The organism is Frondihabitans cladoniiphilus, from assembly GCF_039544345.1.
GTDB classification, from domain to species: domain Bacteria; phylum Actinomycetota; class Actinomycetes; order Actinomycetales; family Microbacteriaceae; genus Frondihabitans; species Frondihabitans cladoniiphilus.
Map to the genome: position 1 here is coordinate 953,739 of NZ_BAABLM010000001.1, position 15,284 is coordinate 969,022.

Consider the following 15,284-nt stretch of genomic DNA (forward strand, 5'->3'; position numbering starts at 1 on the left):
GGAGGGCGGACGGGCTCGCTCAGCAGAACTCGCTCGGGCAAACGGACTCGCTCAACCCGGCCCGTCGCTCGCCGCGGCCAGCAACGGCACGAGCAGGTCGCTGATCGGCGTCGGAATGCCCCGTGCCCGCCCCCGACGCTGCACGACGCCGTTGCGGATGTCCCACTCGAGCGGTCGCCCCGCGACTCGGTCGGCCAGGATCGACGTGCCGAGATCGGTGGGATGCGCCTGGAAGTTCGTCAGCACCTCCTGGGGGACCCCCTCGTCGAGGACCGCACCCTCGGCTCGAGCCACTTCGACGCACTCGCGCAGGTAGGCCAGCGACATTTCGGCGATGTCGTCGCGCCGGAACATCCCCGACCGCCGACCGGTGAGCACCATCAGCCCGGCGAAGGCGTTCTGCACCAGCTTCCGCCAGGCGACCGAGGTGAAGTCCTCGGCGAGTTCGACCGCGCAGAGGGTGTCGCGCAGCACGTCGGCCACGAGGCGCCCGCCGTCGGTCGCCGGAACGCTCAGGCGGGCTTTCCCCCGCAGCCACACCGATCCGTCGGGTCGCGCCTCGGCGGGGAACCAGACGACCGCCGGCAGCACCGTCGAGCCCGGCACCAGCGGCGAGACGATCTCTTCCTGCTCCACCCCGTTCTGCAGCACGCACACGACCGTGTCCGGCCGGCAGAGAGCTGCGAGCCACGGCGCAGCCGCCTCGTTCTGCGTGGACTTGACGGCGAGGAAGACGAGGTCGACCGGGCCCGGGACCGCGGCCGGATCGGTCTCGACCGGACCCGGCACGACCAGGGTGCCCCGGGCATCCTCCAGTTCGAGCTCGTCACGCGCCGTGCGCCCGTAGAGGCGCGGTGTCCGACCGACCTCGTGCAGAGCGGCCGCGACGGTGGTGCCGATGGCCCCCGGGCCGACGACGGCGATCGTGGGATGCACGGGCGAGCTGATTTCGGGTGACGGGTCGCTCTGAGCCATGTCCCGACGCTACCGCCTCTCCCGGCGGGAATACCTTCCCGGCCGGCTCGGGTTCACCCCAGCATGACGACCTCCCTGCAGCCGGATCGCCTCGACCCGCACCCGCTCGACGACGCCATCGGCGCAGCCCTCGCCGGCCGCCACGCCTCGTTCGCTTTCGTCGACGGGGGAGCTCGCCGCTATCCGGCCGACGTCGCCCCGTTCGCCTCGGTCGGGCTGACCCCCTCGGCGGCGGACTGGGAGGCGCTGACGCGCCTCGCTCCCACCGGCACCGTCGCGATGTTCGTCGAGCCGAGCTTCTCGCCGGGTGACGGCTGGACCGCCGTGCACGAGATCGTCCTCACGCAGATGACCGACGACGACGTCGAGGTTCCCGACGCTCCCTTCGCCGGCGCGCGCGACCTCGCGGAGGCGGACGCGCCGGAGATGCTCAGGCTGACCAGCCTGACCGCGCCCGGCCCGTTCGAGCAACGCACCGTCGAGTTCGGGGGATACCGCGGGGTCTTCTCCGACGAGGGCCGCCTGCTCGCGATGGCAGGGCGACGGCTGAGTCTCGGAGTGGCCGGTTCGGCCGGGTGGACCGAGGTCAGCGCCGTCTGCACCGACCCCGAGGCACGCGGTCGCGGCTACGCCCGGCGCATCATGCTCGACGTGATCCGTGGCATCCGCGCCGACGGAGACCGCGCCTTCCTCCACGTCGCCGAGGGGAATCCCGCTCGCGGCCTCTACGAGTCGATGGGCTTCGTGGCGCGCACGGACCTGAAGGTGTGCGTCGTCGGGCGAGCCTGAGGCGGCGCCCTTCTCGGCATAGCGGCCCGAAAGGCGGGCACGGAGGGGTGAATCGGAACTCACCCTCCTCGGGAGAGCGTGTGAACAACGGGTTACAAAGCGCGACTCGGTGTGTCGGCCAGTTGAGGGACACGAGAATTCGCTGCTAGCGTTCGAGTGCTTCCCGTGCCTGATCAGCACGGTATGCCACGCGACGGCGGGTGGCAGGCGATTCCCGCACCTGTAACCCTCCCACACGACCCGAAACGTGGTGGAACCCCCATGAGTTCTGATGTCGATCTCCGAGATTCCGTCCGACCGCTGACCCACGGCACGACGGTCGACCGACTCCGCGAGGCCCCACCGGCCTCACCCGTCCTCGCTCCGTTCTCGTTCGAGTCCGACCCTCTCGAGGAGTACGAGGAGCGCGAGTACAACCGGCGACGCCTCGCCCAGTTCGGCGTCGGCATGGTCCTTCTCGCCGCCACGGTGTGGATCGCCGTCGAACGCCCGGGGCCCTGGCTCGTGATCGGAGTCGTCGCGTTCTCGGCGCTCATCCTCTGGGGCACGTCGATGACCCTGCGGCAGGTCGTCATCTCGAGTCTCTCCGTGGGCTCGTTCGCAGCCTCCGTCGACTACATCTCCTGGCGGTTCGCCGTCGTCAACTGGTCCTCCTGGTGGATCGCGGTGCCGCTGATGGCTGCGGAGCTGTTCGGTGCCGCTCACAGCCTCGGCATCTTCTACACGGTCTGGCCGGCACGGAAGACCCGTTTCACGACGACGCGGGATGCCACTCTCCAGAAGGTCTTCATCGTCATCCCGACCTACGACGAGGGCGCCGAGATCGTCGGCGACACGGTGCGCGCAGCACTCGTCGCCCGCGCGACGTACCTCGACGAGTACCCGCACGGCGACGTCGACATCGTGGTCCTCAACGACGGTCGCGCGGGCGGGGTCGAGGGATGGGAAGCCGTCGACGCCATGGCCGACGAACTCGGCGTGCTGCACGTCACGCGGACCGTGAAGGGCGGCGCCAAGGCCGGCAACATCGAGAACGCTCGCGACGCCCTCGGGATCCACGACGACACGCTGCTGGTCGTCTTCGACGCCGACCAGATCGCAGAGCCGAGTTTTCTCCTCGAGACGGTGCCCCTTCTAGGCGACGAGAGCGTCGCCTGGGTGCAGACCGGCCAGTTCTACTCGAACCTCGAGAACCCCGTCACCAAATGGGCCGAGCACCAGCAGGCGATCTTCTACCAGGTGCTGTGCCCCGGCAAGTCCGCGTCGAACTCGGCCTTCATCTGCGGCACGAACGTCGTCATCCGCGCCAAGGCCCTCGACGAGATCGGGGGATTCCCGCAGGACAACGTCACCGAGGACTTCGCCGCGTCGCTCAAGCTCCACGCCCGCTGGCGCAGCGTCTTCGTCCCGGGAGTCCTGGCCCGCGGCCTCGGCCCCCTCGACCTCCCGTCCTACTTCACGCAGCAGAACCGCTGGGCGATCGGCACCCTCGGCGTGATGAAGGAGAGCTTCTGGTCGATCCTCTCCCCGCGCCGCAGCGGCCTGACCGGACCCCAGCGACTCCAGTACCTCCTCGCCTGCACCCACTACCTGTCCGGCCTCAAGGACTTCATCTACCTCCTGGCCCCTCTGGTCTTCCTCATCCTCGGGTCGGCAGCGGTTCGTGGCGCCACCCTGCACGACTTCCTGTTGCATTTCGTGCCGTTCTTCGTCGTCTCCCAGACGGCGTTCTGGCTCATCGCCGGACGCCACACGAGCATCCGCGGACTCTTCATCGCCTTCGCCAGCTTCCCGACGCTCGTCGGCAGTCTCGTCACGGTGATCACAGGACGCAAGGTCGGATTCTCCGTCACCTCGAAGTCGCGATCGGGGCGGCGCAGCATCCGCCACCTTGTGCCCTTCATCGTGGCGGCCGTGGCCGCGGCGGTGTCGATCGCCCTCGCCGTCTGGCACGGTATGGGGCCCGCGCGGATCATCAGCGTCGTGTGGGTCTCCTACACCCTCCTGTGCATCCTCGCCGTCCTGGAGCTCGGCATCCGCGACGTCCGCGGAATCGAGCACAAGGCGAAGCCGGAGCGGGCGACCGATGCGGCCTCCGTCACCCGGCGACGTCGCAGGCGGACCGGTGTCGTCCTCGGCTCCGTCGCCGCTGCCCTGGCGATCGCGATCGTCGTCGTCTCCGCCGCCGTCCCCAAGCCGGCGCCGGTCGAAGCGAAGCTGTCGCTCGCTTCCTCGTCGTCGCTCACCTGGGGGATGATGCTCGCCGGCGACCAGACGGCCGCCGCCCCGACCGCCCTGAAGTCGACGAGACTCGGCATCGTCGGGCGTACCCAGTTGATCGGCGACTCCTTCGACGCAGAGTGGGCGAAGGCCCTCCAGGACCAGGGGTCGACCCCCTGGGTGACCCTCCTCTTCGGATCGACCCCCCGCAGCATCGACGGCGGTCTCCTGGCCATCACGAACGGACTCTTCGACGCGAGGATCACGGCCTGGGCCGACGCCATGAAGGCGCACGGCGGTCCCGTCATGCTGACGGTCCTCCCACAGGTCGACGGCAACTGGTCCGCCAGCTCGGCCGTGGCCGGCAGCGGCCTGCCGAAGGACTCGAGCACCGCCTGGGCCCGCATCCACCGCATCTTCCAGCAGGAGGGCGCCACCAACGTCTCCTTCGTCTGGGCGCCGGCTTCCCCGTGGGACGACGCCGCCTACGCGCCCCCGGCCGACCAGGTCGACGAGGTGCTCCTCAGCGTCCTCCACGTGGACGGCACGGCGTGGACCGACCCCGAGGCCGACCTGCGCGCGACGGCAGCCCAGCATCCGGGAAAGCCGATCGTGCTGCTTGTCGGCGCGAACGGGGGCGGCTCGTCGAAGGCCGCCTGGCTCCGCGAGTCCCTGGCTGCGGCGGCGAGCATCCCCGCCGTCGGAGCCGTCGTCTATCACCAGGCCGTCCCCTCCGACGGATCCACGGCCGAGTCCGCCTCGGGCTGGTCGTTGGACTCGGACGCCGACTCGCTCGCCGTCTCCGGCCTCGTCTCCGAGTCGTCCCACGGATCCGGTGTCGTGGCGCGCACCGAGCTCGCCTCGTCGCTCGCGGAAGCGTCGGCGGAATCGACGAAGTCGAAGTGACCTCCTCGCTGATCGACCCCGCTACGACGATCCAGCGGCTCCGACCGAGCAACGAGATCAGCCGCGCCCTTCCGATCTTCCCTCTGCTGTCGGCGATCCTCGTCGTCCAGCTGGCAGTGATGGTCACGCTTCAGAACACCGCGTTCCAGGACGAAGCGCTCTCCCTCTTCGCGGGCCGAGACATCCTCGACGCCTGGAGCTCCGGAACGGCTCCCACCACCGGCTACGGCGCGACGCTGTCGGGTTTCCCGGAGTTCTACCCCGTCGTCGCCGGGTTCCTGGACCGCCTTGGCGGTCTGCAGCTGGCCCGCGGCCTCAGCATGGTGTCCGGCCTCTGGATCACGGTCGTGGTCTTCCTCCTCGGCCGGCGTCTGTTCAGCGACCGCGTCGCCCTTCTCGGGGCCGCGTTCTTCGCGCTGCAGGCGCCCGTGCTGTTCATCGGTCGTCTCGCCACCTACGACGCCTTCAGCCTCGCGCTGCTCGGATCCGCCCTCGCCATCGCGACGACCCGCCCCCGCTGGTGGAAGACGGCGGCCGTCGTCGCCCTCTGTACCGCGGCCCCGGTCGCCAAGTACGCCACGATCGCCTTCGTCCCCTCCGCGTTGGTCGTCTGCGCCGCCCTGATCTTCCTCCGCTCCGGCCGGTCTGCTGTCCTCCGACAGGGTCTGGTGGCCCTGGTCTCCGCCCTCGTGTTCGCCGGCATCGTCGTCGTGGTGTTCCGGGGCGACCCCGACGCCCTCACCGGCCTGGTGTCGACCACGATCCACCGAACCGTCACCGATCGTTCGCCCGCCGGAACCGTCCTGCTCGAAGGGCTGCGCGTGCTCGGCGTCTTCGCGGTGCTCGCCGTGATCGGGCTCGTCCTGCTGATCAGGAAGAAGCCGTCCGCCCCCAAGCTTCTGGTGAGCATCCTCCTCGTCGCCAGCGTCTTCATCGCGCCGGTGTATCACGTGGTCACCGGCGAGCTCACCTCGTTCGACAAGCACATGGCCTTCGGCATGCTGTTCGGCGCACCTCTCGTGGGCTACCTGTTCTCCCGGTTCCTCGACTCGCATCGGATCACGCAGTTGCAGGGCCTCGCCGTCGCCGTCGCCGTGTTCCTGGTGATCTTCGGCCTCAACCTCTCGGTCGCGCAGAGGCTGTTCACCGCCTGGCCGAACAGCTCGAAGATGATCATTTCCCTGAAAGAACTGGTGCGGCTGGACAACACCCGCGTGCTCGCCGAGGGCATGGAGGTGCCTCGCTACTACCTGACCGGAGACGGGGGGATCTCGGCGTACTGGCAGTACACCGGTCTCGACTACTTCCGCTACACCGAGCCCCAGTCCGGCGCGACTCTCACGGGCGACGCGGCCTACCGGGATGCCATCGAGCACGGCTATTTCCAGGTCGTCGTCCTCGACTACACCCAGGATCCGGTCGAGGCGAAGGCCCTCGTCGCACAGCTCCGAGGGGACTCGCACTACTCGCTCGCCGAGACGATCCCGTTCACGACGAGCAGCGGGACGAGCGCCTACCAGGTCTGGCGGTTGGTCCGGCCGGTGGCGAGCAAGTGAGCGGTGACTCGGGTGGTCGGCCGGGGTCTGTCAGACTGATGCGATGCCTTCCCTGACGTACGACGTGACCGTGAGCCGCGACGGCTCCCTCTGGCTCCTCGAGATCCCCGCGCTGGGCGGTCGGGCCGAAGCGCGCTGGCTCGGCGAGGCCGAGACCGTCGCCCGGGCCTTCGTCGCCGACTTCGAAGACGTCGACCCCGACGACGTCGAGCTCGACATCACCGTCGAGTACCCCGGCGAGACGGCCAAGCACCTCGACCGCGCGGAGGAGTACCGCCGCAAGGCCGCCGACGCCCTCGACAGCGAGTGGGAGTCCCTGTCCTTCGCCGCCCGCGAGCTCGACGCCGCAGCCCTTACCCGCCGCGACATCGGCGACATCCTCGGCCTCCCCGTCCAGCGCGTGCGCCGGCTGCTGAAGGGCTCGCCTCGCCCCACCACCGCCGCAGAACTCGCCAACTGAGCCGAGCACACCGTCAGGCACCACGGCTCCGAACAGTCCGGGGGAGCAGACCCGGACAGGAGACCAGAGTGAACGACATCGCGCCTGCGATCGAGCCGGGGGATGCGCATCCCGCCGTCGATGCGCCGTTCACCGTCATGAGCTACAACCTCTGGAAGAACGCCGCGCTCGGCGACCTCCCTCGGCTCGTCGACGAGAACCCCGTCGACATCCTCTGTCTCCAGGAAGCGCGCACCGGCACCCTGCCGCACTCGATCGGCCACCTCACGCTGACAGCGCTCACCGCGAACGACAAGCTGGGCCTGGCGGTCTACGCCCGGGCGTCCCGCTTCCGGGTCGAGGCGACGCGCACCTTCCGTCTGATGCCCTCGATGCACGACCGGCTCCGGTCGTCGACGCCCGAACGCCTCATCGCCGCGCGTCTGATCGACGAGGTCAGCGGTGCGTCGATGGTGGTGGCGTCGTTCCACGCGTCGCCGCTGACCGCTCTGAACCGTCTGCGACGACGCCAGATCGACGCCGCCCACGCGCTGCTGCAGGAGTTCGGCGAGGCCATGCCCACCCTCATGATCGGCGACTTCAACTACCCGTGGTTCGCCCGCCGTCTCGGTGAGCGGCTGTCCCGGACCGGCTTCACCCTCTCGCGCGGTGCGGCCAGCACGTACCACCGGTTCCCGATCCGGCGGGGCGTGTTCGACCTCGTGACCTCGACGGGTCTCGGGCTCGGGCCGATCCGGACCCTGGCCCAGAGTCTCTCCGATCACCTGCCGATCGTCGTGACGGCCGCATGCCTGGCCTCGGCCGCCTCGGCCGCCGCGGCCACAGTGCCACCGGTCTGACCCGGCCGGCCGCCTGCTGTCGTCTTCAGGCGCTCAAGCGGAGCCGTCAGGCGTCGGCCGCCAGATCTCGGCAGTCAGACCTCGGTCGTCAGACCCCCGCCGCCACCCCGGCCAGCCGCTCGCTGGCCTCCCACAAGCCACGCGCGAGCTCGGCGTCGTTCGCCTGCGGGTTCACCTTGCCGGGTGCCGTCAGGCGATCGAAGTAGTTGCCGCTGGGGGCGGGCACCGTCGTGGCTCCGGCCAGCCGGACCAGCGGCTCCGCGCCCTGCGCAGGAGACAGCGCCACCTTCTGCATGGCCTTGATGACCGGCCCGCCGCCGCCGAAGTTCGTCGCCACGAAGCCCGGGTGGAACGCGTAGGTCGACACGCCCGTGCCTCGGAGTCGTTTCGCCAGCTCGCGGGTGAACAGGATGTTCTCCAGCTTGCTCGTGCCGTAGGGCCGCATGCCGGCGGCCCAGAGCCCGGTCCGGTTGTCGAGGGCGTCGAGGCGGACCCGGCCGAAGCGGTTGCCGTCGCTCGAGGTCTGGATGACCCGGACGGTGCCGGCGGGGGAGTCGCCCGCCGTCTCGAGGAGACGCGGGAGGAGCAGGTTCGTCAGAAGGAACGGCGCCAGGTGGTTGCTCTGGAACGTGATGTCGTACCCGTCGCGCGTGAGGGTGCGGTCGCGGAACGTGCCGCCTGCGTTGTTCGCCAGGACGTGGATGCGAGGCAGGTCGTCGAGGAGCGACGCGGCAAGCCCCCGCACCGCCGACAGGTCGGTGAAGTCGGCGATGTAGGCGGTTCCGCCGACCTCGGCCGCGACCTGGCGGGTGCGGGCGGGGTTGCGCCCGACGACGGCCACGGTGGCTCCGAGCTCGGACAGGGCGTGCGCGGCGGCGCGCCCCACGCCGGAGCTGGCTCCGGTGATGACGACGACGCGGTCGTCGAGACGGCTTGCTTTCGGCACGGTCACACTCATGGCCTGAACGCTAGACCCCGGTCTCTGCGGAGGCGCCGGAACCCCGGGCGAAGATCAGGTGAGCCACAGCGGCCGTCCAGCCCGTCTGGTGCGACGCTCCGAGCCCCTGGCCGGTGTCGCCGTGGAAGTACTCGTAGAAGAACAGGTGGGGAGCCCACCGAGGGTCCTCCGACAGGGTGGGGTAGCGGGCATCCGCCGGTCGCCGCCCTGTCGCCCCGGGCAGGAACAGCGACACCAGTCGGGTGGAGAGCTCGTCGGCGGCCTCGCCGAGGGTCAGGTGCTGCCCGCTCCCGGCCGGGAACTCCACCGTCGACCCCGTGGTCTCGTGCCGGTCGTTGGCGCGGAGCCCGTCGACGAGCAGCACGTTCAGCGGGAACCAGACCGGTCCGCGCCAGTTCGAATTGCCCCCGAACAGCGCGGTCGTCGACTCGCCCGGCTCGTAGTCGACCGAGCTGGTGACGCCGCCGAGCTCAATGCTGAACGGGTGCTCGCGGTGGTACGCCGAGATGCCGCGGATCCCGTGCGGCGACAGCATGCCGTCCTCGTCGAAGACGTTGGCGAGCATCCGCAGGAGACGGTCGGGCGGGACCAGCGCCATCAGCGTCGTCCGCTCCCCGCCCGCCTCGCTGACGTGGACGTAGTCGCCGAGCTCCGGGTGGTTGGCCAGCACCCAGTCGAGGCGCTCCCGGAAGCGCGGCAGCGCGTCGATCCGCTCGTCGCTGTAGACCAGCGAGGCGACGACCGGCACGAGCCCCACGAGAGACCGGACCTTCAGCGGCACCGCCGTGCCGTCGGCCTCGTGCAGCACGTCGTAGAAGAAGGCGTCCTCCTCGTTCCACAAGCCCGACTCGTTGGCCGCTCGGGCGATCGCCAGGAAGTGCTCGACGAACGTCGTGGCGATGTCCTGGTAGGAGTCGTCGACGTCGGCGAGTTGAAGCGCGATCTCGAGCAGGTCGAGGGCGTACGTCGCCATCCAGGCGGTCGAGTCGGCCTGCTCGATGGTGCCGATCGACACCGGCAGCGCCGACCGGTCGATGGGTGCGATGTTGTCGAGGCCCATGAATCCGCCGCTGAAGAGGTCGTCGCCGCCCGTGCTCTTGGTGTTGATCCACCAGGTGAAGTTCATCAGCAGTTTGTGGAACACCCGCTTCAAGAAGTCGAAGTCGGTGCCGCCGTCGATCAGGAACACCTGCAGGGCCGCCCACGCGTGCACGGGCGGATTCACGTCGGAGAAGTTCCACTCGTAGGCCGGAAGCTGGCCGTTCGGATGCATGTACCACTCGCGCAGCAGCAGCACGAGCTGCTCCTTGGCGAACGCCGGGTCGACGTGGGCGAGGGTGACGCAGTGGAACGCCCAGTCCCAGGCGGCGAACCACGGGTACTCCCAGGTGTCGGGCATGAGCAGCACGTCGTGGGCGTCGAAGGTGCGCCAGGTGCCGTTGCGGACGGCCTCCCGCGCCGGTGCCGGGGCCGGTGACGCGGGGTCGCCGTCGAGCCAGGTCGCGACGTTGTAGTGATAGAACTGCTTCGACCAGAGCAGGCCGGCCATCGCCTGGCGGAGCACGTCGGCCTCGCCGGGCGTCGTGCCCGGGGGAGTCACGCCAGCCCAGTAGGCGTCGGCCTCGGCCCTGCGGCGGGCGACCAGGGCGTCGCACCGCTCGGCATCCAGCCCGGCCTCGGAGCCCGCCCGCGCACCCTCACCTGTCAGTCTGATCCGCACGGTGGCGGAGGCGCCGGCCTCGACGGTCAGCTCGTAGTCGAGGGCCGCCTTCGTCCCCTCCCGGGACGGGTTCACGGTGGCCGCGCCCGCCACGACGTGATCGTTGATCCCGTCTTTCGGGAACGCCGGGCCGGGCTGACCGTAGAGCCGCTGCGTGTTGGTCTCGTTCTCGCAGAACAGGAGCGTGGGATGCCCGTCCCCGGCGATCCGCAAGGCCCCCGTCTTCGGCGACCGCGCCTCGAGGGCCGCCGCACCGACCATCCGGACCACCGGGCGCTCGCTCGTGCCGCCTGCGGCCCCCTCGTCTCCCCACGACCACGTGTTGCGGAACCAGAACGTGGGGAGCACGCGAAGCGTCGCCGTCTCCGGTCCGGCGTTCTCGACGGTCACCACCATGACGAGGTCGTGCGGCCCTTCCTTCACGTAGTCGACCTGGACGACCCAGAAGCGGTCGTCGTCGAACACGCCGGTGTCGAGAAGCTCGTACTCGTCGTCGTGCTTGCCTCGCGCCGCGTTCGTGGCGATCAGGTCGTCGTATGGGAACGCCCGCTGCGGGTAGTGGTAGCGCCAGGAGCTCAGGGAGTGCGACGGCGTGGCGTCGGTGTACCACCAGTACTCCTTCACGTCTTCGCCGTGGTTGCCCTGTGCGCCGGCGAGGCCGAACATGCGCTCCTTGAGGATCGGGTCGGCGCCGTTCCACAGCGCGAGCGACAGGCACCAGTTCTGCCCCGCGTCGGAGAACCCGGCCATGCCGTCCTCGTTCCAGCGGTACGCGCGGCTTCGAGCGTGGTCGTGCGGGAACGAGGTCCAGGCGTCGCCGGTCGCGCTGTAGTCCTCGCGCACGGTGCCCCAGGCGCGCTCGGCCAGGTACGGGCCCCAGTCGCGCCAGCCGTCTCCTCCCGCGTCGGCCGAGGCGAGTCGTGCCCGCTCTGCCGCCACGGCGACGTCCGGCGAGGACTCGGGCTCGGCAGCGGGGGAGGAGACTTCGGGCGTGGTCGACATGCCCTCATTCTGCCCGGACGGCCGCGCTGCCCTGTCGCGACCCGTCCCGTTCGCGACCCGTCCCGTTCGCGACCCCTCCCGTTCGCGACCCGGCGCTACGCCTCCAGCAGCCCGCGGATGTCGTCCGCGGTCAGCGCCGTGCCGAAAGCCGCCTCGTCGTCGTCCATCACCGCGTCGAAGAGCTGCGCCTTCTGCTGCTGCAACGCCATGACCTTCTCCTCAATGGTGTCGTTCGCGATCATCCGGTAGACCATGACGTTCTTCGTCTGCCCGATCCGGTGCGTGCGGTCGACGGCCTGCGACTCGGTGGCCGGGTTCCACCACGGATCGAGCAGGAACACGTAGTCGGCCTCGGTCAGGTTCAACCCGAACCCGCCGGCCTTCAGGCTGATCAGGAACGCGGGCGCCGTGCCCTCCTTGAACCGGGCGATGACGTCGGCGCGATGCAGGGTGGACCCGTCGAGGTACTCGTGGTCGATGCCGCGCTCGGTCAGCCGGGCCGCGACTCGAGACAGGTAGGAGGTGAACTGGCTGAACACGAGGGCGCGGTGCCCGCCGGCGACCACGTCGTCGAGTTCGTCGAGGAGGGCGTCCATCTTGGCCGACGGCACATGGTCGTAGGCCTCGTCGACGAGGCCGGCGTCGAGCGACAGCAGGCGGAGCAGCGTCAGCGACCGGAACACGATGAACCGGTGCCGGTCGAGGTCGTCGACGAGCCCGAGCAGCTTCTGCCTCTCTCGCTGCAGGAACATATCGTAGAGCTCGCGGTGCGCGGGATCGAGGTCGACGCGCAGCACCTGCTCCTGCTTCTCGGGCAGGTCCGCGGCCACCCGTTCTTTCGTGCGCCGCAGTAGGAACGGTCGGATGCGCCGCCGCAGCGTCTGCATGAGCTCGGGCCGGCCGCCCGCCGCGATCGGCTTGACGTAGTCCTCGGTGAACTTCAGCCCGGTCGAGAGCAGCCCCGGCGACACCACCCGGAACAGCGACCACAGGTCGACGAGGCTGTTCTCGAGCGGCGTGCCCGTGATCGCCAGCTTGAACGGCGTGTCGAGATCGACCGCGCATCGGTGCGCCTTCGACGAGCGGTTCTTGATGAACTGCGCTTCGTCGAGGATCAGCCCGGCCCAGCCGAGGCGCTGGTAGGCGGCGAAGTCGAGGCGGAACAGGGCGTACGAGGTCACGATCACGTCGGCACCCTCGGCGAGCGATGCGAGCGTGCCGCCCGTCTTGCCCTCGGTGGCCGTCACACCGCGGACGACGAGGTCGGGGGTGAAGCGAGCGGCTTCGGCCACCCAGTTCGAGACGACCGACGTGGGCGCGACGACGAGGAAGGGAGGACGCGGCGTGGGCGTGCCCGAGACGTCGGCCGGGGCATCCCGCGCGTCGCCCCCCACCGGAGATGCCCCGACGGCGTGCGCGAACAGCGCCAGCGTCTGCAGCGTCTTGCCCAGCCCCATGTCGTCGGCGAGGACTCCGCCCAGCCCGTGGTCGTACAGGAACGCCAGCCACGAGAAGCCCTCGATCTGGTACGGCCGCAGTGTGGCCCGGACCGTCGAGGGCACGGGGATGCTCGACTCGCCCTCGAGCCGCCCCGCCAGTTCGAGCAGGCCGCCCACCGACGCGCGCCACGAGTCGGCCTGCACCGTGGCGTCGGCGAGCTCTTCGAACTCGGACCACAGGCTCGCCTGGTAGCGGTTGATGCGGAGCCCGGCCTCCCACTCGTCGAGCGTCTCGGCCTCTTCGATGAGGCGCCGCAGCTCGTCGAAGGCCGGGTGCAGCAGGGAGAGATAGGACTTGTCGGGCAGCAGCAGCTTCGGGCGCTTCTTCGACAGCGCCGTGAAGAGCGGCCCGAACGGCACCGTGCGGCCGTCGACCGTGACCAGCACGCCGAGATCGAACCAGTCGCGCTTGTCGGTCTCGACCGTGGTGACGGTCAGGGCCGGGGCGCCGGAGAGCTCGCGATAGTCGGGCTTGTCGCCCACGACGACCACGTCGAGATCGTCGAGGCTCTCGAGAGACGGCAGGATGCTCGCGCTCCACTCCGCCGCCACGACGCCCTTCAGGTGCCGGTCGCCGAGCTCGCCATCGACCGCGGCCCGGACCGCCGCGGGGATCTCGTAGGCCCCCACGGGCTCCACCTGCCCGGCGCCGCGCCAGGCCCAGTGCAGGTCGAGCTCGTCGCCGGGGGAGTAGGTGGCCGTCAGCGTCAGCCGCGGCGGCAGGACCTCCGGCAGCTCGATCGACGAGTCGCCGCTGACGACCGCGACCGACCGGACCAGGCGCGGATAGAACTCCGTGAGGAACGCGTCGCGTTCGGTGGGCGGCACGACGATCTCGGAACCGCCGACGAGCATCTTCTTCTGCTCGTCGCGCACCGGCTCGATCGTCGGGGCCATCAGCACGTGCGGCGCCGGGTCGGCCCGCCAGACGTAGACGCCGTGGTCGCCCGTGACACCGATCACCTCGGGTCGAGCGGCCGCCGAGGCGGCGCGCTCACCACCTGGAACGCAGGCGAGCGGGGGATGCACGGCCCCGTCGATCACGAGCCCCGCGCCGACCCGCACCCCGCCGTCGTCGGCGTGCCGCAGGTCGAGCGTGACCCGGGCCGACCTCGCCACCGTCACGTCGGTCTCGCGCTTGCCGGTGACGAAGGTGATGCCCAGTCGTGCCCCTTCGGCCAGGAGCGGCCAGAGCAGCGGACTCGCGAAGCGGTCGAGGGCGAGCCAGTCGCCCTCCTCCGTGGGGAGGAAGTTGTCGCGCGCGGACTTGTGGAGGGCGGCGAACTGCCCGAACCAGCGGTGGTGGTCGGCGCTCATCTCGAGCCGGTTCTGCTGGTAGGGCAGGGTCGACCAGGTGAGGCCGCCACGGACCCAGTTGTTGGTGGCGCTGAGCGTGACCGGCCGGACGCCGAGACGGAATCGACCGTCGGGGGAGACCCGGCCCGCCGAGACGGTGCGCCACTTCGGGGCCTCCCATCGCCCTCGGGCGGCCCGGAGCTGCTCGCGCAGCTCGAAGTAGAGGCCCATGCGGGCGGCTCGGGCGTCGACGGGTGAGGCCGAGCCGGTGAGGCCCGCCAGGCTCGTGCGCCAGTCGGAGCCGTCGCCGGCCGCGGCCGAGGTGCCGTCGAGGTCCGGCCCGCCGGACGGGCTCGAAGCGGCCGAGGCAGGCGACGCCGCCTGCGCCGCCGAGGCCGCTTGCACCGCGGCGCTGTTGCTCTGAAGGATGGTGGCCGCGACGTGCTTGCAGTTCTGGGTCAGGGGGCAGGTGCACGAGCCCTGCCGCGGCACCCGGTAGTCGCCCCGCCCGGGCACGAGTGCGACCCGGCAACGGTACGGGAACGGGCCGCTGCCCTGGACGGTGCCGGTCAGCACGCCGTCGGACGGGTTCCAGGCGCTCTCGAGAACGCGCCCGGCTCGGACGTACTCTTTCGCGCGACTGAACGACCCCGGCCCGACGAGTCGGATGATGTCGGTGGCGTCGACGAGGGGCGCTACCTCTGGCATGGATCCATGCTCCCACGCCCCACCGACACCCGCTGGCGCTCTCCACAGCCCCCGCGCCTCCTCCCCACCCCGCCCCGGCCGCCCCCGACTCCACAACACGCCGCTCATGTTCCGCCGAGACCGCACTTACTGGAGCCACCCGAAGCAGCCCCGCCCCGCGTCCCCCACGCCGCCCGCCACTCGACTCCAGAACACGCCGCTCATGTTCCGCCGAGACCGCATCTCTTGGAGTCACCCGAAGCAGCCCCGCCCCGCGACTCCACAAATGACGGGTTCGGGCAGAAGTGAGCGGCGTGTTCTGGAGTCATGCCGTCGCACGCACCGCTGGCACCCGCACCACCCCGCCCTCGGCACGC

9 protein-coding genes are annotated in these 15,284 nt (G+C 70.4%); 5 read left to right on the forward strand and 4 right to left on the reverse strand.

Features of this window, described 5'->3' with window-relative positions; genetic code table 11:
* Positions 1 to 51: 51 nt before the first annotated feature.
* Entirely contained in the window at positions 52 to 975 is a 924-nt protein-coding gene (locus tag ABEA39_RS04550) for an oxidoreductase (RefSeq protein ID WP_345373696.1), read from the reverse strand.
* A 63-nt stretch (positions 976 to 1,038) separates the two neighbouring features.
* On the opposite strand from ABEA39_RS04550, the gene ABEA39_RS04555 reads away from it, so the two are divergent.
* From ABEA39_RS04555 to ABEA39_RS04575, 5 genes are all read left to right on the forward strand, one after another.
* A complete protein-coding gene (locus tag ABEA39_RS04555; RefSeq protein ID WP_345373698.1) occupies positions 1,039 to 1,764 on the forward strand; it encodes a GNAT family N-acetyltransferase in 726 nt (241 codons plus the stop codon).
* 261 nt (positions 1,765 to 2,025) lie between these two features.
* The gene (locus ABEA39_RS04560) at positions 2,026 to 4,890 is read left to right on the forward strand and encodes a glycosyltransferase family 2 protein (protein ID WP_345373700.1); all 2,865 of its coding nucleotides are present in this window, start codon (positions 2,026 to 2,028) and stop codon (positions 4,888 to 4,890) included.
* A complete protein-coding gene (locus ABEA39_RS04565; protein ID WP_345373702.1) occupies positions 4,887 to 6,446 on the forward strand; it encodes an ArnT family glycosyltransferase in 1,560 nt (519 codons plus the stop codon). The genes ABEA39_RS04560 and ABEA39_RS04565 overlap by 4 nt, the downstream gene beginning before the upstream one ends.
* A gap of 43 nt (positions 6,447 to 6,489) precedes the next feature.
* Positions 6,490 to 6,906 carry a hypothetical protein gene (locus tag ABEA39_RS04570; RefSeq protein WP_345373704.1) on the forward strand — a complete coding sequence of 139 codons (417 nt, stop codon included), beginning with the start codon at positions 6,490 to 6,492 and terminating at the stop codon, positions 6,904 to 6,906.
* A gap of 68 nt (positions 6,907 to 6,974) precedes the next feature.
* The gene (locus ABEA39_RS04575) at positions 6,975 to 7,745 is read left to right on the forward strand and encodes an endonuclease/exonuclease/phosphatase family protein (RefSeq protein WP_345373706.1); all 771 of its coding nucleotides are present in this window, start codon (positions 6,975 to 6,977) and stop codon (positions 7,743 to 7,745) included.
* An 88-nt stretch (positions 7,746 to 7,833) separates the two neighbouring features.
* On the opposite strand, the gene ABEA39_RS04580 is transcribed toward ABEA39_RS04575, so the two are convergent.
* The 3 genes from ABEA39_RS04580 to ABEA39_RS04590 all read right to left on the reverse strand — a co-directional run bounded on the left by ABEA39_RS04580 (position 7,834) and on the right by ABEA39_RS04590 (position 14,928).
* Positions 7,834 to 8,703, reverse strand: coding sequence for an SDR family NAD(P)-dependent oxidoreductase (locus ABEA39_RS04580; RefSeq protein ID WP_345373708.1), 870 nt, complete (start codon positions 8,701 to 8,703; stop codon positions 7,834 to 7,836).
* A gap of 10 nt (positions 8,704 to 8,713) precedes the next feature.
* Positions 8,714 to 11,425, reverse strand: coding sequence for an MGH1-like glycoside hydrolase domain-containing protein (locus ABEA39_RS04585; RefSeq protein ID WP_345373710.1), 2,712 nt, complete (start codon positions 11,423 to 11,425; stop codon positions 8,714 to 8,716).
* A 95-nt stretch (positions 11,426 to 11,520) separates the two neighbouring features.
* Positions 11,521 to 14,928 (reverse strand): DEAD/DEAH box helicase, encoded by a 3,408-nt coding sequence (locus ABEA39_RS04590; protein ID WP_345373712.1) that lies wholly within the window; start codon positions 14,926 to 14,928, stop codon positions 11,521 to 11,523.
* Positions 14,929 to 15,284 lie beyond the last annotated feature (356 nt).